We start from the raw sequence: 23,950 nt of genomic DNA, 5'->3' as shown, positions 1-23,950 counted from the left end.
GAGCGGCAGGCCGCCTCGTGCTTATGACAACAGGACGACGCCGGCGGGAAGATGTGTCACACGCGCGCCATACGCATCGCGGATCAGGCGTTCAGCATCGGCCACCTGCGCCAATGAAAAGCGCGCTTGCACCAGTCGCTTGCCCAGTTGCTCATTCATCAGCACCAGGCGACCGCGCCGGTAACGGTTCAATTCTTCAACCACCTGCGCCAGCGGCTGCTGGTTGAACACCAGCCAGCCCTGGCGCCACGCGGTCACCACGGCGGGGTCCACCTGCACGGGCGGCATCACCCGCGTATCGTCGTAGCGCAACTCACGATTGGCCGCCACGTCGAACACGCCTTGCGCATGCACCAGGCGCAGCGACCCGGACAGGCAGCAAAGGCGCGCCTGGCCGTCGATGTAACGCAGGTTGAAGGTAGCGTCCCGCGCGGTGATCCGGCCCTTGCCCGCCACCACGACGGCGGCCGTCGCGCCGCAGCGGATTTCGGCTTCGCCATCGGCCAATTCAATGACCGGGCCGCCGGCGTCGTGTTCGACGTTGATGCGCGTCAGCGTGTTCATGTCCACGTCCAGCGCATTGCCCAGCGACACCCGGCGTTGTTCGCCCGCCGCCGTGCGGTAATCAGCGCCCAAGGTATCCACGCCAGGCCACAGGCCCAGCGGCGGCTTGAATGCCAGATAGGCCGCCGACGCAGCCAGCGCGCCGCCCAGGAATGCACGACGGCCCGTGAAAGCCGCTTTGCGCGCACGGCTGCGCGCGCCCTGCGCCGCCACCTCCTGGATGGCCGGCCCCAGGCCTTCCCATAACTGCTTCTGCTGGGCAAAGGCCGCCTGATGCCGGCTGTCGGCGCGCAGCCAATCGCGAAACGCTTGCGCGTCGTGCTCGGTGGCGCGGCCCGACGTCAGCGCCAACAGCCAGTCTCGCGCCTCGCGAGTAGCGGCGTCCTCTTTGTTCTTGTTCCTTCCGGGCATGCTCATCGTCAGCGCCATGGTTCTTCGTCCCGGCACGCGGCACGAGGAATCGGGGCCGACCCACCCTTTCCACTACCCGCCACGAGCAGTTCGCGCGCGCAATGTTCCAGCGCGCGCTTGAGTTCTTTGGATACGATGCGTTCCGACACGCCGTAGCGCCGTGCGATCTCGGCATGCGGCAGATCGTGTACGCGCGCGGCCAGCACCATCTGCTGCGTGCGCTCGGGCAATTGGCGCAACGCGCGCTGAAAGGCGTCGATCTGGTCGCGGCCTTGCGCAATGCGCGCCGGGTCCGCGGCCTCGTCCGCCAGGTGGATCAGTTCGCTGATCTCAACCCCGGTCAGCAGCCGGGAGTCACGCCGCCGCTGATCTTCCGCGATGTTCAACGCCACGCGAAACAGGTAGGCGGCCGGCTGCTGGATCGATGAGCTTGCAGGCAGGTCATTGACCTTCAAGAACGCTTCCTGCATCGCGTCATGCGCCAGGTCATCCGAACCCAAGCGACGCTTGAGCTGACTGCGAAAGTCGTTGTAGCGCTCCAGAAACAAGGCTCGCAACGAGTTTTCCGGCTTGTTATCCCGCACTGCCGCCCCCCTGCTCTTTGTCGCATTCCGCCGCGCTGCGCGGCTGCAACAACACCGTCAGCGGTTGCGGCGTGCCCGCCGGCATGGGGCCGATCACCACGCCGCGCAACGCCGCTTCCAGGCGACCATCCAGACCGGCCTGGCCGGTGCTTGCCACCCACCCGACGCGGCTGACGCGCCAGGCTTTGTCGAACCACAATTGCACCAACGCGCGATAACTGCCCGGCTGCGTGCCGGCCGCCTTGCACAAGGCGCGCTTCAGCGCGGTTTGCACCACGGCGGCGTAGGGCGTGTCGCGCAAGCGCCGGCCCGAGGCGGACGCTGCGTCATCGTCCTTGGAAACCAACGTGAACGACTGCGCGCTGGCATAGCGGATGGATAAGGGGGAACCTGCCAACAGCTTGCGCAATGCCTCGCTGGGCGTGTAGACCCCCACCACCGCCGGGGCCTGCCGGCCAGCGGTCAACGTGCTGTCCACCAACACCGTCAGGCCGCTGGCCAGGCTGTATTCAACAAGCGCCTGCGCCAGCGGCTGCGCCGCGATCTCGAATCGAATGGATGGGGCGGGCGGCGCGGCCAGGCCAGCCTGCGCCAGCACCAACAGGCCGCAGGCCAGACAGGCGCGCAGCACTCCGCCGCGCCCCTTGAAGGCGCCGCTCATGAACGTGACCGCAAAGGGAAAGTGCCTGACATGGCCGCAACAGAGGACACCGAAATGTCCGCCCTGACAAAAGCCGCCATGCTAGAGGCGCTGAATGACGCATTCGTGACACAACATGCGCGCGAGCCGCGCCGCCGCCACGCAACGGTCACCTACGGGCTTGTTGCCATCCCTATACTTCCTGGATTGCTCCGGCGGTATCCGGCCGGGCGTCTTCAAGGAGCGCGCATGCGCACGGTGCCCTGGGCCCTTGGCCGGCTGCTTTCATTGTTGTTGGCCGCCATGCTGATGCATGCGCCCGTGTCGGCCAACGACACCCAAGCCACGCCCGCCGCCAAGCCGTCCGCCAAACCAGCAGGCGCCGCCGACGGCGCTTGCATCGACACCGAGGTCAACGGGTATCGGGCCTTGTCCTACGACTGCCTGAACCAGAAGATGGCGCCGGCCGCCACGGCCAGGCCCGCGCCGCAATTGGAATCCGAGGCCATCACACAGCGTCCGCCCAATCAGATGGGCCTGCCCACGCCGGCCACCATCGGCAACCGCATGGGCAATACCTTCGGCACGTCGGCGTACCCGCAACGGCCGCCGCAATAGCCGCCATCGCGGCTTACCTTCACGCCGTGCGGCTGATGAAGTAGATCTTCTTCACGAACTGGTCCACTTCCCAGCGGCCCGTATAGCCTTCGGGCATGACAAAGGCCTGGCCCACCGTCAGTTCATGCACCGTGCCGTCCGGGTCCACCAACCGGGCCGCGCCTTCGATGATGGTGCCGAATTCGATGTAGCCGGTAGTGTTGGCCTGAAACACGCCGGCGGTGCTTTCCCATACGCCGGCTTCGGCCTTGCCGGCGTTGCCCTCGAAGAAGGTCTCAGACATAAAAGCCGTGTCGCCCGAGATCGGACGGCGGGGCTTGCCCGGCACGGGGTTCTTCATCGGGCCGGCATCAATGCGGACTAGCCGCGAGGGGTCGTGTGTCATGGCTTGCCTTGGGTTCAATGCGCCGCCACCACCAACACTTCAGCCATGGCGCGGCTGACCGTGCGCATGCGGTGCGGCAGTTCGGAATCAAAGTAGAGGGAATCGCCGGTCTCCAGGCGCAACTGGCGTTCGCCCACGTGGACCTCGATGGCGCCCTTGAGCACCAGCAGGAATTCTTCGCCCGGGTGCGGAAACACCGCCGTGGCGTCGGGAAAGTCGCGCGGCGGATGCACCACGAAGGGCTCCATCGCCTTGACCTTGCGGCGGCCGGCCAGCGACTCGTAATGGTATTGCGAGCCCAGCCCCCCGCGTTGCAGGGCCTCGCGATCGGCCACGCGCACCACGCTGACCACTTCGTCCTGCGCGGCATCATCCGCGCCCACCAGTTGCGACACGCCCACGCCATACGCTTCGGCCAGGCGCAGCACCGTCGAAATCGACGGTTCGCTCAAGCCGCGCTCAAGTTTGGACAGATAGCTTTTGGTCAGCCCGGTGCGCTGCGCAAGCTGTTCCAGGGACAGGGCTTGCTGACGGCGCAGGGTGCGTAGGCGGTGGGGCAGATCGATCATGGGCGGGAGGGCAAAAATCCAGCCGGTAAGCATGCCCGAAAGCGGCGCCGCCGTCGAGCGCTCTGCGCCTGCACAGAGCTTGCCTTCCCGCCCTTCGCCTGGACGCCCTACGCCTGATCGGCCTTCCCCACCCCTGCCCCGTGGCTTACGCCAACACGTCCTGATGCGCACGCAACGCGCGGCGCGCGTAATAAGAAAAGCCGACTTGCGACCGCTTGGGTGTCAAGATCCAGTCGTGCGCCTCGCGGCCCAGCTCGGGCGGAATGGGTTGGATCTTGCCAGCCGACATAGCCAACAGCTGCATGCGCGCCGAACGTTCAAACTGCAATGCCAGCACGCAAGCCTCTTCCACCGAGCCCGCCGCAATCAGCATGCCGTGATGCGACAGCAGAATGGCGCGCTTGTCGCCCAACGCGGCCGAGATGATCTCGCCTTCTTCATTGCCCACCGGCACGCCCGGCCAGTCCTTCAAGAACGCCACATCGTCGTACAGCGTGCAGTTATCCATGTGCGACACCTCCAGCGGCACCTCCAGCATCGACAACGACGCCACGTGCAACGGGTGCGTATGGATGATGCAATTCACATCGGGCCGCGCGCGGTAAATCCACGAATGAAAACGGTTGGCCGGGTTGGGCATGCCGCCGCCCTCTTGCACGCGCAGGTCCTCGTCCACCACCAACAGATTGCTGGCCGTGATCTCGTCAAAGCCCAGGCCCAGGCGTTGCGTGTAATAGCGGCCCGGCTCCGGCGTGCGCGCGGTGATCTGCCCGGCCAGGCCCGAGTCGTGCCCGCCATCGAACAGAATGCGGCACGTCAGCGCCAGCCGTTCACGCAGGCTCCATTGCGGCGTGTCGAACTGGCGCTGCATTTCGGCTTGCGCCCGCGCGATCAGTTCGTCTTTTCCCAGGTGCATCGTATCGTTCATCATGTCTCCGTGATGCCGTGTTCAACAACGGCGTAAGTCCTGAATTTGTTGCTGAATGGCTTGCTCAGCTTCTTGCTGAATGGCATGCCGGGCTGCTGCCCAAATCGCAGCCCGGAATGCATGCCATCAATCCATCTTGATATCGGCGCGCTTCACAATGTCAGCCCATTTTGACTTCTCGGCCGTGATGAAGCGCTGGTATTCGTCAGCCGAACCGGTATACAACTGCGTGCCCTGGGACGCCAAACGGTCTTTCAATTGCGCGGACGCCAGCGTCTTCTGCAAGGCGGCGTTCAAGGCGGCTAATACGTCGGGCGGCGTACCCGCCGGGGCATAAAACGCATTCCAGGAACTGATCTGCAAGGCCGCGTCGCCCACTTCAGCGCTGGAGGGCACGGCCGGCGCCGCCGCCAGACGCTCGCCCGACGCCACTGCCAGCGCGTGCAGCTTGCCCGAGGCCACATGCGGCATGATGACCGAACTGGCGTCCATCACCACATCCACCTGCTCGCCCACCGCGGCGTTGACCGCTTCGCTACCGCTCTTGAACGGCACATGCACAATGTCCACGCCGGCTGTCAACTTCAGCAGTTCCAGACCCAGATGCGGCGAACTGGCATTGCCCGCCGACCCGAAGTTCAAGCGTCCGGGATTGGCCTTTGCGTAGGTCACGAAAGCGTCGAACGTGGAGGCCGGCACCCCCGCCCGCACCGCCAGCACAAACGGCGAGCCCGACACCATGCCCACCGGCGCGAAAGCGTTCGCGTCGTAGCTGAGCTTGTTGTAGATCAACGGGTTCACCACCTGCGTGCCCACCGTTCCCATGAAGATCGTATAGCCGTCAGGCGCCGCCGTGGCTGCTACCTGAGCAGCGATTACACCACCCGCGCCGGGGCGATTTTCGATGACGAGCGTTTGCCCCAGGACATCGCCCATGCCCTTGCCCACCTGCCGCGCGACGATATCGGTAATGCCACCCGCGCCAAACGGCACGATCAACCGGATGGTGCGTTCCGGATACGCGGCCTGCGCACCGCCCGTCAGACCCAGCGCTATGGTCAGCGCTGCCACCATGCGAAAAACTTTCATGCCATTCCCCTTGATTGCGCCGTGTCGGCTCTAATGACACAAAGTGTCCTATAGGGGATTGAGTTTCCGCAAGGAAAATGTGATTGGGGGATACCCGTAGGGGCGGGAATCAAGTCCGCCTTTGTCGTTGAAGTTTGCCTTTTGGCTTTGGTGGGGAAAACCATTCATTGGGTGGGCATCCGCCTCCCCTCGTGTCGCGCGAATAGCGCCTGTCGCTTGCCGGATGCTATCTTGCCCTCTAAACGTAGACGCCATTCAGGCACAGTCAGCGTGCGCGCACATCGCACTCCGGGTCGAATGCGATGGCACTACCATCCTGACAAATTAGGGTTCACCGAACATGCTTACAGATATCCTGGTTGCCTCGACTGAAGACATCCCCGCGATTCTCTCTGGCGAGTCGGCCAACTGGCCAATCTTGAAGTTCAAAGCTTTGGACAACATGGTGCTGGCCGGACTATGGTCCGCGCTCGGCGGAACGACCGCGACAGAATTTGAAGGCGAAAAGCACCTTCGTGCGCACACGCAAGAGCGATGGGTCTTCGAGTTCCCAGAGGACTTTGTGCGCAGGCTTTCAACCGCGCAGCCAGAAGCCATTCCAGGCATATCGGCTGTCTGGGCCAAACACGACGAAATGGTGCACATGGGCGCCGATGGTCCGGCTATCGAGCCGGTTGTTGAAGCTTTGACTAAGTTTGCTCGGGAAGCGACGAGCCAAGGGAAGCGTCTCTTCCTTTCGATGAGCCTCTAATCGAATGACTGCTTAGGGTCGGAAGACCCCGGCGGAAAGCGACGGCCTGGGTCAGGATTCGCAGACCCAGGCTAGGAATATCGTCGTGGGTATACGCCTTTAGATCGGGCGGCATATGGGGCTACGTAGGCTGTTGCATACGACGTTACGCCAGTAGGGCCGCCGTGGCGCGGCCCGCAATCATGTCTTCGAACAGCGCCGCGAGATTCGGGGCGACGTCGCGGGTGTCCTCGAATTCCGGCTCGATGCCGTGCACGATGCGGCCCGAGTCGCGGTGTATCGCCAGGAATTCGTAAGCGCCGGCAACGCTCATGTAGATCGGCGTGTGCTGTTGCCAGAAATCCAGGACCGCCTGACGGCCGGCGTCGTCCAGCGCGGCCTCCAGGCTGATATCGCGCAGGGTGTGCCAGGGAAAGGCGCTGTCCGCCGTGCAGTCATGGTCGGCTGCGCTCAGGAACCAGCGCGTCTGGTTCGCGTTGTGCAATTCGGTGAATGTCGGGGCTCGCCCTGGACCGTTTGGGCGGCCTGGATAAGTCCTGAGGTGTGTCCGTGGGCACATAGAGGGCTCAGCCGCCCGCAGCTAGCATCGCTTTCATCGTTTGCGACACACCGCAAAAAGACCGCCATCGACTTGATCGCGGACCTAAAGTCGACGTCGCGTCATCAACCTAGGCCCGTCTGGCGCGCTATTCGGGCGCACCTATCGCTAACACCAATGGCTGATTGATGGTGTTGAGGCCGAGTCCTACTCTGCGTCTGCGCCTGATCGTCAGGCCCGGACGCCTGCGTGCTAAAGCGCGGCGACGCCCCCCCTTTCACCCATCGAGAGGGCACGACCCCTCGTTCCCAGTTCCCCGGAGGATTCCATGCGCCCATCCATCGCCCGCGTCGGTGACGGCGGCACGCTGCCCTGCGGTTCCGCGCCGCGCAAACGCAGCTTGCCGATAACGCTTGAGCGGCAGGCAAAGACCATGTTGCTAAGCGGCCAGAACTCCGTCGCCGACGTCGCCCGTGCCTGCAAGCTTTCACGCACGCATTTCACGACAGCATTTCGCGACGCGGAGGGCACGACGCCCCACCGTTGGGTGCTTCTGCAGCGTATCGCCGATGCCCGCGAGCAGCTTCGGATACCGAACAAGACGCTGGCCGATATCGCGCTGGATTGCGGGTTTTCCGACCAGGCCCACTTCACGCGCGTGTTTCACAACCTGGTGGGCGTGCCCCCAGGCGCGTGGCGTCGCGCGGCCAAGGCCTGACGTAGCCCCGTAATCGCCGGCGCATCAACACATCGGATTCCACGCCTATACGAAGGCGTTATTGTGCCGCCGATGACCGCCCCATAAGCTTCGTTTCGTCCGCTGCCGGACACCTTTCAATGCCACGGGATGCCCGCGCATCTCCATTCACAATCCGTCTGCTTGCGCCTTGCAATCACGCATCGACAGACCCTTTGATCCTACGCCATGACCCAATCCAAACTTGAAGTTCTGACCCCGCAAAACAGCCAACTGATCTTCATCGACCACCAACCCCAGATGGCATTTGGCGTGCAGTCCATCGACCGCCAGGTTCTGAAGAACAACACGGTCGGCCTGGCCAAGGCCGGCAAGATCTTCAACATTCCGACGACGATCACCACCGTGGAATCCGAGAGCTTCTCGGGCTACACGTACCCCGAATTGCTGGATGTGTTTCCCGACCAAAAGGTGCTGGAACGCACGTCGATGAACTCGTGGGACGACCAGAAGGTGCGTGACGCGCTGGCCGCCAACGGCCGTAAGAAGGTCGTCGTGGCGGGCTTGTGGACCGAAGTCTGCAATACGACGTTTTCGCTGTGCGCCATGCTGGAAGGCCAATACGAGATCTACATGGTGTCGGATGCCTCGGGCGGCACCAGCAAGGAGGCGCACGACCAGGCCATGCAACGCATGATCCAGGCGGGCGTCGTGCCGGTGACGTGGCAGCAGGTGCTGCTGGAATGGCAGCGTGACTGGGCGCGCCGCGACACCTACGACGCCGTGATGGCGTTGGTGAAGGAACATTCCGGCGCCTACGGCATGGGCGTGGACTACGCCTACACGATGGTGCACAAGGCCCCGCAGCGCACCCATACCTCGCACGAGGCAATCGCCCCGATTGCAGCCCGATAAATTCTTGCACACAGGACGAACGAACATGAATTCGCAAGCGCAGACCGCCGCCTCATCGGGCACCGCCGGCCAGACCATCGTCACCCGTGACGGCACCCATATCTATTACAAGGACTGGGGCGCAGGGCAGCCGGTCGTTTTCTCGCACGGATGGCCGTTGCACGCCGACGCCTGGGACGCGCAGATGCTGTTCCTGTCGGAACGCGGCTTTCGTGTCATTGCCCATGACCGTCGCGGCCACGGCCGTTCTGGTCAGCCGTCCCAGGGCAACGACATGGACACCTATGCCGATGACCTGGCCGCCCTGCTTGACGCGCTGGACATCCAGGGCGCGACCTTGGTGGGCCATTCCACCGGCGGCGGCGAAGTCGCCCGCTACATCGGCCGCCACGGCAGCAAGCGCGTTGCGCGAGTGGTGCTGATCGGTGCGGTGCCGCCCGTGATGGCCAAGACCGCCTCCAACCCTGACGGTTTGCCGATGGAAGTTTTTGACGGCATCCGCCAGGGCGTCATGCAGAACCGGTCGCAGTTTTACAAGGACTTGACCCTGCCATTCTTTGGCTTCAACCGGCCCGGCGCCAAGGTTGATCAAGGAACCATCGAGGCATTCTGGGTGCAAGGCATGGCGGGCGGCATCCGCGGCCAGTACGCGTGCATCAAGCAGTTTTCCGAGGTCGACTTCACGGAAGATCTGAAAAAGATCGACGTGCCGACGCTGATTCTGCATGGCTCGGACGACCAGATGGTGCCGATTGCGAACTCGGCCGAGAAGGCGGTGAAGCTGCTCAAGAACGCCACGCTGAAGGTTTACCCGGGCGCCTCGCACGGGATGTGCGTGCTTGATGCCGAACAGGTCAACGCCGACCTGCTGGCCTTCATCAAGGGCTGAACCACGGCCCGAAGCGGGTTCCCCTTTTGACCCGCCGATTCCGGAGCACCCATCAAGGGGCGCCCGGCAAACCAGCCCGGCGCCCTGCCTTTCTTTCTTTACCGGAAGTCTCTAGTGAAATGCTATGCAACACCGCTAGCCGCATGCTTGGTGGCGGCGGCGCCGGTCTGCGCCCAACCGTCGCTGACGCTCTACGGCAGGTTGAACACCGCGCTGGAAAGCAGTTGGATCAGCGGCGCGGCCGACGCCGGCAGCGCGGCGCGGATGACCAACAACCGCTCGGTATTCGGGCTGCGAGGTTCGGAATGGCTGGGCGACGGCACCCGCGCCATCTTTCAGATTGAAAGCGGCATCGCCCTGAACACCGGTCAGGGGCAGATTGCCAGCCGCAACACCCGCGTCGGCGTTGACGGCCCCTACGGGACCCTGTTCCTGGGCAACTGGCATACGCCCTATACCGAAGCCACCCTGGCCTACGACCCCTACTATCCGACCACGGCAGGCTATATGGCCTTACTGGGCAACGGGTCGGCGGCCAGTAGCGGCAATGTCGAAAACACAAGTTCGTTTGACCGCAGGCAGAACAATTCCCTGCAATACCGCACGCCGTCGTGGCGCGGGCTGACCGGTGGCTTCGCGTGGGGGCTGCCGCAGGAAAAGATGAGGACCCCACGTAATCCGCAGCTTTTCTCATGGTCGGGCAGTTATGACCTGGGCGGATTGAACGTGGCGGTGGGTTATGAAGTGCACCGCAACTACCAGGCGACGAACACGCACGACGACGCTTTCAAGGTGGGGCTGTCTTATCAATTTTCGACGACCCGGATCGGGCTGGTAGCCGAACGGCTGCGCTACCAGACGGCCAGCGGATCGTTGACGCGCGATGGCTATTACGTGTCAGTCGTGCAGGCGCTGGGCCGGGGCAGTTTGCGCGCGGCGCTGGGTGTGGCGGGTAACGGCCGCGGACCATCGTCGCAGACTGTGGGCTTTGTACGCAGTGGATCGGACACCGGCGCGGTGCAATGGACGGTCGGATACGACTATCCCCTGTCGCCGCGCACGGCGCTATACGGCTATTACTCGCGAATCCGCAACCGCGCGCACGCCGACTATGACTTTGCCATCAACAGCCTGGGCGTCACCCAGGGCGCCAGCCCGCAGACGCTGGCCATCGGCTTGCGCCACTACTTCTAGCCACTGCCCGGCGACTACGACTTTGGTGGTAGTGAGTACGCCCCCGGCGCGCGGGCGTGCCAGAATCCTGGACACACGCAAGTTGCCCCGAGCGAGCCCGCCCGTTGCAACCATATGCCCGGCCGCCCCACCCAGGAGTTCATCGTGAAGCCATGCGCAGCCCCCGGCGTACCCAAACCCGTGGACCCCGTGGTCTACATCGTCGATGACGAGCCCGCGATCACGCAGTCGCTCGTCGCGCTGTTCGCATCAGTAGGCTTGGCCGCCAAGGCCTTTCACAGCGTGCAGGCATTCCGGGAGAACGACAGGGACGACCGCCCGGCATGCCTGCTGCTGGATGTCCGGCTGCGCGATGGCAACGGCCTGGACCTTCAACAATTGCTGCAAAGCGACGGCGACGCGTTGCCCGTCATCATCATGACGGGACACGGCGATATTCCCATGACGGTGCGGGCCATGAAGGCCGGCGCGCTGGACGTCCTGACCAAGCCATTCAACGACCAGGATCTGCTGGATTGCACGCGACTGGCCTTGCAACGCGACGGCGAGCGCCGCGCCAACGAACAAGCCATGCAAGGCTTGGTACAGCGCTATCAAAGCCTGAGCCAGCGCGAGCGGCAGGTAATGGAACACGCCACGGCGGGCCTGATGAACAAACAGATTGCCGACCGCTTGGGCATCAGCGATATCACCGTGAAGATCCACCGGGGCAACGCCATGCGCAAGATGCAGGCGCGCAGCTTTGCCCAACTGGTGACGATGGCCGGGCAGATCGACGCCCGTGGCTAACCGCCCGTGGCTGACCGCCCGTGGCTAACCACCTTGCTCGATAAGCCCCATGGATTGCGCCAGTAACACCAATTCGGCGAACGTGCGTGCCTGCATCTTGCGCATGGCGTTGGCGCGATGAATTTTTACCGTGGCTTCGCTAATATCGGCCGTGGCCGCGATCTGCTTGTTCAGCAGGCCGGCCGCCGCCAGTCGCATCACTTGCTGTTCACGCGGCGACAAGGTGGCGTAGCGCTCACGCAGCGCCTGCGCGTTGCGGGCAAACTGATGGCGTGCCCGGGCCTTGTCCAGCGCGGCGTGCACCGCGCCCAACAGTTCTTCCTCGGTGAATGGCTTGGCAAGGAAGTCCAGCGCGCCGGCCTTCATGGCGGTGGCCGTCATGCGTACGTCGGCGTGGCCGGAAATGAAGACGATGGAAAACGGAGCATCGCCCGGCGCCAGCCGCGCCTGCAAGTCCAACCCGCTCAGGCCGCGCAGCTGCACGTCCAGGATGATGCAGGTGGGCACCGTGGGCAGTCCACCGGCCAGCATTTCCTCGGCAGATCCGAAGGTGCGCGCCGCCATCCCCTCGGACCGCAGCAGGTTGCTCAGTGCCTCACGAACCGAGGTGTCATCGTCCACCACCCAGACCATGGCCTCGGTGGCTGGACAAGCGCGATCCGGAGCATTGGATTGACCGGGCATAACGAAAAAGGCGGCTAAAAAGGGAAAAAATTATACCTTTGTATGGCTTTTTCCAGGCCCCGGTCTGCGGGTATGCTTGGGGACTTGCGACGCGGCCACCCCACCGGCAGTCGCCTTGATACAGGAATGCACAGTGAAAGCCGCTCCCCTCATCGCGGTCGTCGACGACGACGCTTCAGTGCGTAAGGCGCTCGGCAGCTTGTTGCGCTCCCTGGACCTGAACGTGGTGCTGTACGACGGCGCGGCCGGCCTGTTGAATGCCGATGACCTGTCGCGGCTGTCATGCGTGGTCACCGATATTCAGATGCCCGGCATGACCGGCCTGGCAATGTGCGCGGCCCTGCGCGAACGCGGCTTGTCCGTGCCGGTCATCCTGATGACGGCGTTTCCCGAAGAACGGTATCGTGAACAGGCCAGGCAGCTTGGCGCGTTCTGCTTCCTTTGCAAACCGTTCGAAGACGCCGAAATCCTGCGCTGCATCGACCGCGCCATCCACCCGGATTCGACGGCCCCCTGACATGCCCGTCCCCGACCACAGCACCACCCTTACCGTCACCCCCTTTGTCGGACGCGGCGCGGAACTGCGCACGCTGGACGACGCCCTGGCCCGTGTGACGGTACAGGGCAACGCGGAACTCGTGTTGCTTGCCGGCCCCGCGGGCTCGGGCAAGTCAACCTTGGTGGACCGCCTGGCGCAGCGCGCCGAACAAGCCGGCGCGAGCTTTGCCGGTGGCAAAAGCGATCAGCAACTGCGCGACATTCCCTACGCGCCCATAACCGATGCGTTGCGCACGCTGACCATGGCCGCGCTGGGCCGCGATGAGAAGGTACTGGCACCGCTGCGGGCGCGGTTGGTGGAGCTTCTGGCCGGCCAAGGCCGGGCCGTGGCCGAGATCTTCCCCGAAATCGAACATTTGATCGGGCGCACCGCGCCCTTGTCGCGCGTGCCTGCCAAGCAGGCGCAGCAGCGCGTGCACATCGCCCTGCTGAACACGTTTTCCGCCTTTGCTCAGGCGGGCTTCCCGCTGGTGTTGTTCATCGACGATCTGCAATGGGCGGACGCCGATACGCTGGCCTGGTTGAAGGCATACACCGTCAATCCCCCCTCGCACGTGCTACTGCTAGGCGCCTATCGCGACCAGGACCACCAGGCAGCAAGCCAGGCCTTTGACTGGCTGGTTCATGCCGACCGCTGGAACCCGGTCCAGGTCACTCGGATTGCGGTGGCGCCGCTGTCCGCGCAAGACGTCTGCGACCTGACCGCCGCTGTCCTGAACGACCGGGTCAATGCGGTCAGCGAGCTGGGCCAGGCGCTGCATCGGGTCACGGCCGGCAACCCTTTCTTTGCCCGGCAGTTGCTGCTGACCTTGATGGATGACGGCGTCCTGTCGTTCGACGCGGCATCGGGAAACTGGCAATGGAACACTGCCGACGTCATGGATCCGCGCTACTCGGCCAGCGTCGTCCAGTTGATGGTGACACGGCTAGAGCGCTTTTCCGAGGCCGGACGGCGCTTGTTGGGACAGATGGCCTGCGTGGGTTTGCGCAGCGCGGACACGCTGCTGGCCCGCATTGCGGACCTGCCCGTGGCCACCGTGGCGACCCAGTTGCAACCGCTGGTTGATGCGGGCCTGTTGCGCCACGAGTGCGGCGTCTACGTGTTCGCGCACGATCGCGTGCTGGAATCCGCCTACGCCATGACGACGCCCGCACAGCGCCCGCAAGCCCATGCGCGCATCGCCACGCTGATGGCGGAATTGTGGGCCGCGCAGCTTGGCGACTACGCCTTCGAGATCGCCAACCAGATCGAACGCGCCGACGGCGTTGCGCTGAGCCTGGTGCAGCGCACGGTATTCGTGCGTGTACTAACACTTGCCGGGCGGCGCGCCAAGGACGCGGCGGCGGTGCAGCAAGCGGCCCACTACGTGGGTGCGGCCTGCCAGTTGATGCAGCGGAACTGGTGGACGACACAGTACCCATTGGCCTATGACGTCAGCCTGCTGCGTTGCGAATGCCTGTTGGCGCAAGCCGATTTCGCCACCGCCGCGCGAGAGATCGGCGCCCTGCTGGCGCGCGACCTGCCCCCTGTCGACAAGGCCGCGGTGCACCGCCTGAAGGCCACACTGCAAACGCTGCGGTCCGACTACGAAGGCGCGATCGGCGCCGCGTTGGCCGGCCTGTCGCTGCTGGACGTTCCCCTGACACGCGCGCCGTCCACCGACGCACAGCGCGACGCGTATGACATCGTCCAGCGCAAGCTGGCCGGCCGCCCCATCGCCTCGCTGGGCCACACGCCGGTCACGCGGAACCGCCGCGTGCAGACCGTGATGGGCCTGCTGTCCACGCTGATCTCGTCGTTCTTCGTTGATGACGGCATCCGCTTCACCCATCTGGCCAAGATGGTCGAACTGACGCTGGATCACGGCGCCACGCCGGAATCGGCCTATGGCCTGTCGTGGTACGGCGTGTTCATCGCGGCGCAATACGAAGACTATGAAGACGGCTTGTCATACGGACTGGCGGGCATGGCGCTGGCCGAGCACCACGGTTTCGAGGCCGAACGCATCGCCACGCTGGTCGCGGTGGACCAGGTCTGCCCCTGGACGCAACCCCTGAGCGTGGCGTTGGGCCATGCCCACACCGCCGTGTCGCTGGGCCGCGCGTCGGGCGACCTGGGCATGGCGTGCTACGCCAGCAACCACATCGTGTCCGACCTGCTTTTCATGGGCGAGCAGCTGCGCCTGGTCGAAGAGGAAATCGAACGCGGCCTGGCGCTGACGCGCCTGATCCAGTACGTAGACATTGAACTGCTGCTCAAGGCGCAGCACGGGTTCACCCGCCGGCTGCTGGGCACGCCCTTGTATGTGGGCGACGAGCCTGCGTCGGAACAGGCGCGTCGAACCCATTCGGAATCCACCCGATTCTGGATCTGGCTGTACGACGGCATGGCGTCCTTTTATTTCCACGACTACGCGGCGGCGGTCGACAGCCTGTCGCGCGCCGCCGCGCTGAAGTCGTCCGTGATCAGCCACATCAATACGGCGGATTGCCACCTGTACCTGGCGCTGGCAACGGCGCGCGCTCCAGGTTCGACGGCCGACCCCGACGCCACCATCGCGGCACTGCTGCCCCACCGCGCCCGCTTTGTGAAATGGAGCCGACTGAACCCAGCCACCTTTCGCAGCAAGCTGCAACTGATCGACGCGGAACTGGCCCGCCTGCGGAAACAGCCACTGGTGGCGCTGCAAAGTCTTGAGGCGTCTGGCGACGGCGCCGGCGCGGCGGGCTTTGTTCACGAACAAGCACTGGCACACGAAATGGCGGCGGGCCTGTGCCAGGCCAATGGCCTGCTGTCGGCCGCCCGTCAGCACGTGAGACTGGCGCATGCCAGCTATCGCCGCTGGGGCGCGGTGAAGAAAGCCGAACAGGTGCTTGCGACGCACTCCGCATTGTTGGCGCTGCACGCCGACCCCCCGGAACCCGCCGAACGCGACGGCGCGACCGGCGCGGCGGACTGGACCATCGGGGTGCGCGCGTCGCAGCTGATTTCAAGCGAGGTGGTGCTGGACCGCCTGGTCGAAACGCTGATGACCAACATGATGGAATACGCAGACGCCCAGTATGGCCTGTTGTTGCTGGTGCGAGGCGGGGCGCCGTTGATCGAAGCGTCCGCGCGCCGCATGGGCGATACCTGCGCGGTCACGCTGGGCAGCGCGGCGCCTACGGCTGACGCGCTGCCGCTGACGGTGCTGAACAGCGTGTTGCGCTCGCACCAGACGCTGGTGCTGGCCGATGCAGTGGTGGACGCGCCATCGATCCACGCGGCGATGGCCGCAACCCGGCCGCTGCGCTCGGTGCTGTGCCTGCCGCTGATTCGGGGTGGCATGCTGCTGGGCGTGCTTTATCTGGAAAACAACGGCGGGCCGAATGTGTTCGATGCCGGCCGCACGGCAGCGCTGGAGCTGCTGGCGCCGCACGCGGCAATCTCGTTGGAAATGGCGGGGCTATACGCGCAACTGGTTGACGAGAACCATCGGCGCGCGCAGGCGGAAATGAATCTGCGAATGGCGCGCAGCGACCTGGCGCGCACGTCGCACCTGACGGTGATGGGCGGGCTGGCCGCCTCGATCGCGCATGAGGTCAATCAACCGCTGACGGCGATTGTGACGTCGGTGGGGGCCAGCCTGCGTTGGCTGAACCGGCCGGTGCCTGACATCAACGAAGCACGCGAAAGCTTGAACCACATCAAGAACAATGGCTTGCGCGCGGCGGAAATCATCCGCGCCCTGCGCTCGCTGGCCAAGCAGGCGCCCGCCGCCCTGGCGCCAGTGCGCGTGGACGACACCCTGGGCGACGTGCTGACGCTGACGCAAATGGAAATGGACGCGCAGCATGTACGCCTGCTGACGCGGCTGGATTCCGACGCCGCGCTGGTCGAGGCCGACCGCACGCAGCTACAGCAAGTCGTGCTTAACCTTGTCACCAATGCCATCGACGCAATGCATGCCACGCCGCAGGCGCAGCGCCAGTTGATTGTGTCCTCGCGCTTGGAGGGGGACATGGTCGAGGTCAGCGTCGAAGACCGCGGCCCTGGCATCGCGGCAGACGATCTGGGGCGCATCTTCGACCCCTTCTTCACCACGAAGGCGCAGGGCATGGGCATGGGCCTGGCGATTTGCCGATCAATCATCGAAGCACATGGCGGCACGCTGGACGCGCAGCCGCTGACGCCTTGCGGCACCCGCTTCTCGTTCCGGCTGGAGCGCCTGCGCACGGCAAACTGAGGTTGCGCAAAGACGGGCATGGGCTCGCAAGCCGTCCGGCCCATGTCGTGCTGCTTCATTCAGCCTGAAAAGAAAGCGCCTGACGCTGACCTTGATCCAGCGCCGGCAGATGATCGCGTAACCATTGGTCCAACCCGCAGACGGCGATGCCGCGCTGGGCGTTGAACGTTTGTGCCTTGTCCCAGGCCACGCCGCGCCCCTCGGCGAATACGGCGCGGTACTTGCGCAACGCGCTTTCCGGATCGGCGGCCAGTTGGCGTTTCAGTTCGGGCATTGCCGATGCCATCGGCGGTCGTGAGAGTAACGGCCGTGTCCCAACTGCCTAGCGCGTGCACGGTATTGGCCGCCAGGTCGACCACGCCGAAGGCCGGTTTGAACAAGAAGCTGGTGAACATGCCGGTCGAGACGATGACCCATTCGGAGTTCGGCTGGGCCCGCAGCATATCGCGCACGTCCAGTTGTTCGTCGAACAGGTCCTGCGGGCTGTTCCGGCCGATGACGTCGTAGTCCACGCCGAATTGCCACGGGACAAAGCGCTTGACGTCGGCATCCAGCGCGGCCCGCGCAATCTTGCGCTGCACGCCCGGGCCGCCCACGAATCCCGTGCAACTACTGGGCCGTGACGCCCGCCGCCGCCAACAACGCCTGCGTTGAGGATATATCCGCTTTCACCCGGAGCCTAAACCCTTCCGGGCCGTTGTCACCTTCAGGAATCTCCGCGCCCGCCTGCGCCAACTGATTGCGGAATTCCGGTGCCGACATCACTTCGGTCATCGCCTTGCGCAACTTTTCTACGATAGGGGCCGGGGTTCCAGGTGGGGCGACCAGTCCGTACCAGGGAGCCAGATCGAAGCCAGGATAACCTTGTTCCGCGATAGTGGGCACATCCGGCAATATCGCTGTGCGTTTGGCCGTCGTCACGCCGAGGGCTCGAACCTTATGGCTTTGTATATAGGGCAGACTGCTGATTATCGTGTCCACGTAAAGCTGGACGTGCCCCCCTATCACCGCGGGTAAAGCCTCGGTGGCGCCCTTGTACGGAACATGCTCCATGTCTACGCCCGCATCGCGGCTGAGCTTGGCCAAGGCTAGATGGGACTGCGTACCCGTGCCGAACGACGCATAGCTGATCGTGCCTGGATGCTCTTTAGAATAGTCAATTAACTGAGGGACGTTCGTAGACGGCAGGTCCAAATTGGACACTAGCACCAACGGTGTGACGCAAAGCAGCGAGATTGGCTCAAAGGCATCCGGGTCATAGCGGAGCTTTTTGAACAGGAATCTGTTCGTGACCATGGAGGACGATGTAGCGAGCAGCAGCGTGTACCCATCGGCAGGGGCCCTGGCGACAAACTCCGTCCCGATTATCGATGCTGCGCCAGGACGGTTCTCGACGATGAAGGCAGTGGCCAGCCTTTTCGAGAGCTGTTCTGCCAGGGCACGTGCGATAAAATCAGTCGCGCCGCCGGCGGGGAAGGGAACGATCAGCTGGACAGCGCGTTCCGACACTGCAGCATGCGCGGAGTGCGCAGCCAAGGCAAGCGTGACCATCCCGCCGATCAGGGCGTGTCTCAGAAACTGGATTGCACGGTTCTTCATTTAATACCCCTTGTGTAATTTTCGACAATACGAGGCCATAGCTCGACGACGAGCTAGGCGGCAGGACAGTCATGTATGCCCCCCGTGCAAGCGGGACGAAACTGTGGGTTCAGGCCAGGGTGGCTAGCCAGGACATCGTGTCGTCCATGGCCAATTCAACTTTGTCGAACATCTCGTCAATTTGAGATTCCGTGATGATCAAAGGAGGGCAAAAGTTGACGGTGTCACCTAGCGCGCGGGTTATCACGCCCCGCTGCTTGGCGAATTCGCCGACGCGCGCCGCCACAGTCTGTTCAGTTGGAAAAGGCATCTTGGTGGATTTATCGGCAACAAGCTCCACGGCGCCAAGCAAGCCCACTCCGCGCGCTTCGCCCACCAATGGGTGTTCGCCCATTTCTGCAAGCCGTTGCTGGAAGCGCGGCATGACCTTGCGCACGTGTTCGACGATGCCGTCGTCCTCGTAAATCCTCAACGTCTCCAGGGCGCCGGCCGCCGCCACCGGATGGCCGCTGTAGGTGAAACCGTGGCTGAAAGTACCGATTTTCTCGCTCTGAACAGTCAGCGCACGGTAAATCGTGTCGCTGATCAACAGCGCCGAAATCGGAAGATAGCCAGCGGATAGCTGTTTGGCCAAGCTGATCATGTCAGGCTGCATACCATAGGTCTGAGCACCGAACAGATTGCCGGTTCGACCAAATCCCGTAATTACCTCATCGGCCACCAACATGACATCGTGCTTACGCAAAACATGCTGGACCTTCTCGAAGTATGTCGCTGGAGGAACGATGACGCCGCCCGATGCCATGACGGGTTCGGCAAAGAAAGCGGCCACCGTATCGGGGCCCTCCGATTCAATAAGTCTATCCAACGAGTGTGCGCATCGCGTTGCGAAGGCCTCTTCCGACTCTCCCGGCAAGGCATAGCGGTAGTGATGCGGGCAATCCGTGTGCAGGATATTCAAGATCGGCAGGTCGAAGTCGCGATGATTATTGGCCAGCCCGGTGAGGCTCGCGGACGCTACCGTGACTCCATGATAGGCGCGAGCACGAGAGATTATTTTCTTCTTCTTCGGGCGACCGATGGCATTGTTGTAGTACCAGATCAACTTGACAGCCGTGTCATTGGCCTCCGACCCGGAATTGGCGAAGAATACTTTCGACATGGGCGTGGGCGCCAGCGCGATCAGTTTTTCCGCGAGGCGGACAGCCGGTTCATTGGCTTTGTGTCCAAACGCATGATAGAAAGGCAGCGTGCGCATTTGACGGTCAGCTGCATCCGCCAGCCTGGACTCGCTAAAACCGAGGGAAGCACAAAACAACCCACCGAGCGCTTCCAAATAACGTTTTCCGGTGTCGTCGTAGACGTATACGCCCTCACCCCTAGTGATCACCATGGGGCCGACCCGTTCGTGCAGGCTCAGGTTCGTGTATGGATGCAGCGAGTTCTTCACATCAGCGCCGGATAGCGCCACTTGTTGGCTTTTCATGTTTCACACCTGGGGTTGCTAAGGATTCCAGTGAAGGCCGGCCCCGGGGCCGACGACTGCTTGGCGTCAGCGATGGTTTTCGATAGCCATCACCGCTTTCAAGGCAGGCACTGTTGCGGAGATATGTTCGCGTAGGACGGCTTCGATAACGTCCGGCGCCCCTGTTCTGAACGCGGTCAGGATAGCCATGTGATCTTCGCGGGAGGTCATTGGCTTCGCTGCGTGCTGCAACCATAGGCGCATGTGAGGCTCCACGACTGCGTGCAACGAGGCAATTTGCTGCTGCAATCGAGGGCTGGCGCTAAGCCCGCAAAGATACTCGTGAAACTCCCGGTGCGCCGTTACCCAGCGAGGCAGATCGTGGTCGCTCTGCTCCATCACATCTATCATGTGTTCCAGGCTTTTCAGTTGCTGAGGGCCAACACGCTTGAGGGCCGTACGTGCGGCTAATCCCTCGAGCACCGCGCGCATGTTGAAGACCTCCTCCATTTCGGGAATGGACAGCCCTCGGACGACTGCACCTCGGTTCGGCCGCAGCGTCACCAGCCCCTCATTCGCGAGCCGCTTGAAGGCCTCGCGCACCGGCATCCGACTGGTGCCTATCGTCGCGGCGATTTCTTCCGGGACGAGACGCTCGCCCGGTCGAAAGCCGCAAGTCCGAATCTGTTGAAGGACGAAATGGTAAGCCTCTTCGTCCGCCGATAAGGCATGTCCCGGCACGTATTCAATAGCCATAATTCAGCAAGGAAATTAAATGTTTCAATTGTCAGAGTGGATACACGTATTGTTGAATAAATTCTAGAAACCGCCGGGGCTGGCGACAATAGGGGTTTCCTCGCACCGCAGCGTGGCTACTACGCCAAACAGTACGGGTGCGGGAAAGGACGAGCGGGGCCGTTCGCATCCGATCGGAGTTTCTGACGGGTCAGCCTCGGAGCCGATGAACCGCATAGGACAATCACCTCGAACGGCCGCTTCACTTCCTATCAGTCGTCGCACCACCGCGACAGATCAATGCACCCAGCACGATTGCAACCAGCAACAACGCGGGCACGTCGCCCAACATATGCCCATGAGCGAGCCAGGGCTGTAGGACTGCATCGCCATGATCGGGCCGTGCATGACACTGGACCAAATCGCGAAATTGATCAGCGACCGGCTCGATGCGTTGGAGCAGACGTGATACGCCCGCCAGGCCGCCAATGACGGTTCTCTGACCCATCACTTCGATAGGGATCGCAATACGTGAGCATCCGCTATTGCGAGCGGCTGGCCGAGACCGGCATCGAACCCTCGCTCGGCAGCCGTGGGCGCACCCCAGATTTCCCTGCCTTCAGCGGGCCCGGGACGCCTGCCACGGCGACACGAAGGACGTCAAGCCAACCGGTCCCGGACTAACGCTAGCAAGGACTGCGCCGCGGGCGACAGGCTCACGTCGTGCCGCCGCACCAAGTAGATATCCCGGATGATGTCCGGCTCGCCCACCGGCACAGACTGCAAGCCGTACCCTGCCGCATCGAACAAGCCGGGCATCACCGCCACGAAATCCCCCGTCTGTACCAGACCGATCATCGTGGCCAATTGGTCGACCTCCATCGCTGGCGCTGGTGGCATTATCGGCGTCACGCGCGCCGTCAACGCCAAACCGGACGGCTACACCGTGCTGATGGGAATCGTGTCGGACGTGGTCATCGCGCCGCGCGTGCAGGCCTCTGCCAAGTACACCTACCGCGATCTGCAGGCGGTGGCGCCGCTGGGCACCAGCGGCCTTGCCGTGGTGGCCAATCCCGAGCTGGGCATCCGCTCGTTCGACGACCTGATCCGGCGTGCCCGCGCCGAGCCTGGCCGATTGACCTACGGCGCCACCGGCGTCGGCTCGCTGCCAAGCATCGCGATGGAAAGTCTCAAGAAAATGACCGGCACCGACATCACCTTCATTCCCTACGCCAGCGCGTCGAAAATTGCCACCGACGTCATCGGCGGCTCCGTGGACCTAGCGGTGTCCGGCCTGCCCGCGTTGCTGGAACTGATCAAGAGCGGCCGGGTGACGCCGGTAGGAGTGATGAGCCGCGAGCGCGACATCGGCAACCCCGATATGGCAGCGGCGGGCGAGACAGCCGCCCTTAAGGGCATGGACTTCTATTTCTGGACCGGCATCTTCGCGCCGGCTGGCACGCCCGAACCCATCGTCGCCACGCTGAACCAGGCCTTTGGTCGAGTCCTGGCGCAACCCGACGTGCAGGCGCGCTTGCGGGATCTGGGCGTGAAGGTCAGCGCCAACGCGACCCCGGCAGAATTTGGACGCTTCGTCGCGGAAAGCGACCGGCAATGGGAACAGGCAATCGCCAACGCCGGCATCGCGCGTCAATAGGGCAGCAAGGCCGGCCGAATCAGCGAGCGGCGAATCAGGAATAGTGGTGCGCCCCGGACCTAGCGCCGCTATTCTCGAGCAGCTCACGGTTATCTCGTTCATTCCACGTCATCGTGACACGCAGTGCTCGTCTCCAATGCATCAAGTCGTCCCGCCGCTGACAACTAGTTGTCAGCGCTGATGTAAGTTCCGCTGACCTTGATCCGGCGCCGGCAGATGATTGCGTAACCATTGGTCCAACCCGCAGACGGCGATGCCGCGCTGGGCGTTGAACGTATGTGCCTTGTCCCAGGCCACGCCGCGCCCCTCGGCGAATACGGCGCGGTACTTGCGCAACGCGCTTTCCGGATCGGCGGCCCGAGCTGGCCGGATGAACCGACGCGGACGGACATATCTTCGCCGGTCGACGTACTACGCGGTTGGAATGTCATCCGCCAATAAAGGCGAACTCTATTCCCTGCTACTCATACCCTGGGGGGTATTCCTGCCAAGCGGCGCTCGATACAAGGGTGGCACGCCACTTGCTGAGTCCCTCCAGGCGCTGGGAGTGCGGAAAATGGCTATCAAACGGTTCTATGCGTTAGTCAAGCAAACGGTGACGAACTGGCTGGACGACTACGCGCCCAGCATGGGTGCCGCCATCGCGTTCTACACGGTTTTCTCGCTGGCGCCACTTCTCATTATCGTGATCGGAATCGCAGGGTTCTTTTGGGGCCGCGAAGCCGCGCAGGGACAGTTGTTAGACCAAGTCAGCGCCTTGGTCGGCGCAGAGGGCGGGAAGGCGGTGGAAAGTGTCGTGTTGGGTGCGCAAGAGCCCGCGCAGGGCATTGCGGCCACGGTCATTAGCGTCGTGATCTTGGTGGTCGGGGCGACGACAGTATTTGCGGAATTGCAAAGCGCGCTGGACCGCATCTGGAAGGTCAACGCGAAGAAGCAGTCCGGCATCTGGGCCCTGATCCGCGCGCGTCTGCTTTCCTTTGGCCTGATTTTGACATTGGCGTTTTTATTGCTTGTTTCGCTTGTCGTCAGCACCGTGCTGGCAGCATTGGGCAGTTGGCTGGGCGGCGGCATCCCAGGCTGGGAGGTGCTTCTCCAAGTGATCAACGAGGCAATCACGTTGGGCATACTCACCCTGCTTTTTGGGATGATCTACCGGTTTATGCCTCAAGTCTCAGTCGCGTGGCGAGACGTTTGGGCAGGGGCGTTCGTCACCGCCATCATGTTCGAAATCGGAAAGTTTCTGATTGGCCTGTACATGGCCAAGGCGTCCGTCGCCTCGTCGTACGCTGCGGCGGGATCCCTGGTGATCGTGCTGATCTGGGTTTATTACGCAGCCCAGGTGTTTCTGCTGGGCGCCGAATTTACCCGCGTTTATGCCGAAGCGCACGGATCCCGCCGAGAACGTGGCCCTGCCGCGCCTACCAGAAGCGATACGTGAACCTAGCTCACCGGTTGTTCTTAGTGG

The 23,950-nt window shown here is 63.3% G+C and carries 27 protein-coding genes and 2 pseudogenes; 12 read left to right on the top strand and 17 right to left on the bottom strand.

Going from position 1 to position 23,950, the window contains the following annotated elements; translation table 11 throughout:
• Positions 1–21: 21 nt before the first annotated feature.
• Genes ACE04A_RS14680 through ACE04A_RS14670 form a run of 3 tightly spaced genes read right to left on the bottom strand, consistent with a single transcriptional unit; the run spans position 22 to position 2,220 of the window.
• Positions 22–975 (bottom strand): FecR family protein, encoded by a 954-nt coding sequence (locus ACE04A_RS14680; RefSeq protein ID WP_448717500.1) that lies wholly within the window; start codon positions 973–975, stop codon positions 22–24.
• An 8-nt stretch (positions 976–983) separates the two neighbouring features.
• Positions 984–1,559, bottom strand: a complete 576-nt coding sequence (locus tag ACE04A_RS14675) for an RNA polymerase sigma factor (protein WP_448717501.1) — start codon at positions 1,557–1,559, stop codon at positions 984–986.
• Positions 1,549–2,220: an STN domain-containing protein gene (locus tag ACE04A_RS14670; protein ID WP_448717502.1), complete on the bottom strand. Its 672-nt coding sequence runs from the start codon at positions 2,218–2,220 to the stop codon at positions 1,549–1,551. The genes ACE04A_RS14675 and ACE04A_RS14670 overlap by 11 nt, the downstream gene beginning before the upstream one ends.
• Positions 2,221–2,448: 228 nt before the next feature.
• Here ACE04A_RS14670 and ACE04A_RS14665 point away from each other — a divergent pair, with 228 nt between their 5' ends.
• Positions 2,449–2,817 carry a hypothetical protein gene (locus ACE04A_RS14665; protein ID WP_448717503.1) on the top strand — a complete coding sequence of 123 codons (369 nt, stop codon included), beginning with the start codon at positions 2,449–2,451 and terminating at the stop codon, positions 2,815–2,817.
• A 19-nt stretch (positions 2,818–2,836) separates the two neighbouring features.
• Here the strand turns inward: ACE04A_RS14665 and ACE04A_RS14660 are convergent, their stop codons facing one another.
• The 4 genes from ACE04A_RS14660 to ACE04A_RS14645 all read right to left on the bottom strand — a co-directional run bounded on the left by ACE04A_RS14660 (position 2,837) and on the right by ACE04A_RS14645 (position 5,788).
• A complete protein-coding gene (locus ACE04A_RS14660; RefSeq protein WP_279995636.1) occupies positions 2,837–3,202 on the bottom strand; it encodes a cupin domain-containing protein in 366 nt (121 codons plus the stop codon).
• Positions 3,203–3,216: 14 nt separating this feature from the next.
• A complete protein-coding gene (gene relB / locus ACE04A_RS14655; RefSeq protein ID WP_279995637.1) occupies positions 3,217–3,771 on the bottom strand; it encodes a type II toxin-antitoxin system RelB family anti-toxin in 555 nt (184 codons plus the stop codon).
• 145 nt (positions 3,772–3,916) lie between these two features.
• Complete coding sequence (locus tag ACE04A_RS14650) at positions 3,917–4,699, bottom strand: aldolase (protein ID WP_448717641.1); 783 nt, start codon at positions 4,697–4,699, stop codon at positions 3,917–3,919.
• A gap of 126 nt (positions 4,700–4,825) precedes the next feature.
• Positions 4,826–5,788 (bottom strand): Bug family tripartite tricarboxylate transporter substrate binding protein, encoded by a 963-nt coding sequence (locus ACE04A_RS14645; RefSeq protein WP_448717505.1) that lies wholly within the window; start codon positions 5,786–5,788, stop codon positions 4,826–4,828.
• 340 nt (positions 5,789–6,128) lie between these two features.
• Between ACE04A_RS14645 and ACE04A_RS14640 the strand changes: the two genes are divergently transcribed.
• The gene (locus tag ACE04A_RS14640) at positions 6,129–6,539 is read left to right on the top strand and encodes a hypothetical protein (protein WP_448717506.1); all 411 of its coding nucleotides are present in this window, start codon (positions 6,129–6,131) and stop codon (positions 6,537–6,539) included.
• Positions 6,540–6,684: 145 nt separating this feature from the next.
• On the opposite strand, the gene ACE04A_RS14635 is transcribed toward ACE04A_RS14640, so the two are convergent.
• Complete coding sequence (locus ACE04A_RS14635) at positions 6,685–7,023, bottom strand: hypothetical protein (protein WP_485820247.1); 339 nt, start codon at positions 7,021–7,023, stop codon at positions 6,685–6,687.
• A gap of 382 nt (positions 7,024–7,405) precedes the next feature.
• On the opposite strand from ACE04A_RS14635, the gene ACE04A_RS14630 reads away from it, so the two are divergent.
• The 5 genes from ACE04A_RS14630 (at position 7,406) to ACE04A_RS14610 (ending at position 11,561) form a co-directional block, all read left to right on the top strand.
• A complete protein-coding gene (locus ACE04A_RS14630; protein WP_448717509.1) occupies positions 7,406–7,795 on the top strand; it encodes a helix-turn-helix transcriptional regulator in 390 nt (129 codons plus the stop codon).
• A gap of 207 nt (positions 7,796–8,002) precedes the next feature.
• Positions 8,003–8,689: a hydrolase gene (locus ACE04A_RS14625; RefSeq protein ID WP_279995642.1), complete on the top strand. Its 687-nt coding sequence runs from the start codon at positions 8,003–8,005 to the stop codon at positions 8,687–8,689.
• 25 nt (positions 8,690–8,714) lie between these two features.
• The gene (locus ACE04A_RS14620) at positions 8,715–9,578 is read left to right on the top strand and encodes an alpha/beta fold hydrolase (RefSeq protein WP_448717510.1); all 864 of its coding nucleotides are present in this window, start codon (positions 8,715–8,717) and stop codon (positions 9,576–9,578) included.
• Between the two features lie 114 nt (positions 9,579–9,692).
• Positions 9,693–10,772: a porin gene (locus ACE04A_RS14615; RefSeq protein WP_485820246.1), complete on the top strand. Its 1,080-nt coding sequence runs from the start codon at positions 9,693–9,695 to the stop codon at positions 10,770–10,772.
• Between the two features lie 144 nt (positions 10,773–10,916).
• Positions 10,917–11,561 (top strand): response regulator transcription factor, encoded by a 645-nt coding sequence (locus ACE04A_RS14610; RefSeq protein WP_438858741.1) that lies wholly within the window; start codon positions 10,917–10,919, stop codon positions 11,559–11,561.
• A gap of 24 nt (positions 11,562–11,585) precedes the next feature.
• Here the strand turns inward: ACE04A_RS14610 and ACE04A_RS14605 are convergent, their stop codons facing one another.
• Complete coding sequence (locus ACE04A_RS14605; RefSeq protein ID WP_279995646.1) at positions 11,586–12,245, bottom strand: response regulator transcription factor; 660 nt, start codon at positions 12,243–12,245, stop codon at positions 11,586–11,588.
• A 133-nt stretch (positions 12,246–12,378) separates the two neighbouring features.
• Between ACE04A_RS14605 and ACE04A_RS14600 the strand changes: the two genes are divergently transcribed.
• Together ACE04A_RS14600 and ACE04A_RS14595 are read left to right on the top strand one after the other, a co-directional pair.
• The gene (locus ACE04A_RS14600; protein WP_448717514.1) at positions 12,379–12,762 is read left to right on the top strand and encodes a response regulator transcription factor; all 384 of its coding nucleotides are present in this window, start codon (positions 12,379–12,381) and stop codon (positions 12,760–12,762) included.
• Position 12,763: 1 nt separating this feature from the next.
• Complete coding sequence (locus tag ACE04A_RS14595; RefSeq protein WP_485820245.1) at positions 12,764–17,029, top strand: trifunctional serine/threonine-protein kinase/ATP-binding protein/sensor histidine kinase; 4,266 nt, start codon at positions 12,764–12,766, stop codon at positions 17,027–17,029.
• Between the two features lie 55 nt (positions 17,030–17,084).
• Here ACE04A_RS14595 and ACE04A_RS14590 read toward each other — a convergent pair whose 3' ends face one another.
• The 6 genes and pseudogenes from ACE04A_RS14590 to ACE04A_RS14565 all read right to left on the bottom strand — a co-directional run bounded on the left by ACE04A_RS14590 (position 17,085) and on the right by ACE04A_RS14565 (position 21,236).
• Positions 17,085–17,303, bottom strand: coding sequence for a hypothetical protein (locus ACE04A_RS14590; RefSeq protein ID WP_448717648.1), 219 nt, complete (start codon positions 17,301–17,303; stop codon positions 17,085–17,087).
• Positions 17,304–17,439: 136 nt separating this feature from the next.
• Positions 17,440–17,610 (bottom strand): annotated as a pseudogene (locus ACE04A_RS14585) (aromatic alcohol reductase); the annotation flags it as partial.
• A 28-nt stretch (positions 17,611–17,638) separates the two neighbouring features.
• The gene (locus tag ACE04A_RS14580) at positions 17,639–18,628 is read right to left on the bottom strand and encodes a Bug family tripartite tricarboxylate transporter substrate binding protein (protein WP_259245756.1); all 990 of its coding nucleotides are present in this window, start codon (positions 18,626–18,628) and stop codon (positions 17,639–17,641) included.
• A 109-nt stretch (positions 18,629–18,737) separates the two neighbouring features.
• Positions 18,738–20,114 carry an aspartate aminotransferase family protein gene (locus tag ACE04A_RS14575; protein WP_485820244.1) on the bottom strand — a complete coding sequence of 459 codons (1,377 nt, stop codon included), beginning with the start codon at positions 20,112–20,114 and terminating at the stop codon, positions 18,738–18,740.
• 66 nt (positions 20,115–20,180) lie between these two features.
• Positions 20,181–20,849 carry a GntR family transcriptional regulator gene (locus ACE04A_RS14570; protein WP_279995650.1) on the bottom strand — a complete coding sequence of 223 codons (669 nt, stop codon included), beginning with the start codon at positions 20,847–20,849 and terminating at the stop codon, positions 20,181–20,183.
• Positions 20,850–21,125: 276 nt separating this feature from the next.
• Positions 21,126–21,236, bottom strand: a complete 111-nt coding sequence (locus tag ACE04A_RS14565; protein WP_448717519.1) for a hypothetical protein — start codon at positions 21,234–21,236, stop codon at positions 21,126–21,128.
• Between the two features lie 37 nt (positions 21,237–21,273).
• Here ACE04A_RS14565 and ACE04A_RS14560 point away from each other — a divergent pair.
• A pseudogene (locus tag ACE04A_RS14560) lies at positions 21,274–21,437 on the top strand (IS3 family transposase); the annotation flags it as partial.
• 51 nt (positions 21,438–21,488) lie between these two features.
• Here the strand turns inward: ACE04A_RS14560 and ACE04A_RS14555 are convergent.
• Entirely contained in the window at positions 21,489–21,686 is a 198-nt protein-coding gene (locus tag ACE04A_RS14555; RefSeq protein ID WP_448717642.1) for a LysR substrate-binding domain-containing protein, read from the bottom strand.
• A 1-nt stretch (position 21,687) separates the two neighbouring features.
• Here ACE04A_RS14555 and ACE04A_RS14550 point away from each other — a divergent pair, with 1 nt between their 5' ends.
• On the top strand, positions 21,688–22,485 hold the full coding sequence (locus ACE04A_RS14550; RefSeq protein WP_279995651.1) for a Bug family tripartite tricarboxylate transporter substrate binding protein: 798 nt from the start codon (positions 21,688–21,690) through the stop codon (positions 22,483–22,485).
• Between the two features lie 171 nt (positions 22,486–22,656).
• Here ACE04A_RS14550 and ACE04A_RS14545 read toward each other — a convergent pair whose 3' ends face one another.
• On the bottom strand, positions 22,657–22,821 hold the full coding sequence (locus tag ACE04A_RS14545) for a hypothetical protein (RefSeq protein ID WP_341767775.1): 165 nt from the start codon (positions 22,819–22,821) through the stop codon (positions 22,657–22,659).
• Positions 22,822–23,041: 220 nt separating this feature from the next.
• On the opposite strand from ACE04A_RS14545, the gene ACE04A_RS14540 reads away from it, so the two are divergent.
• Entirely contained in the window at positions 23,042–23,923 is an 882-nt protein-coding gene (locus tag ACE04A_RS14540; RefSeq protein WP_279995652.1) for a YihY/virulence factor BrkB family protein, read from the top strand.
• Positions 23,924–23,950: the final 27 nt, after the last annotated feature.

This window comes from Achromobacter colocynthidis, assembly GCF_057334535.1.
The sequence above is the reverse complement of the archived record's forward strand: the minus strand, read 5'-3'. Positions and strand labels throughout refer to the sequence as shown.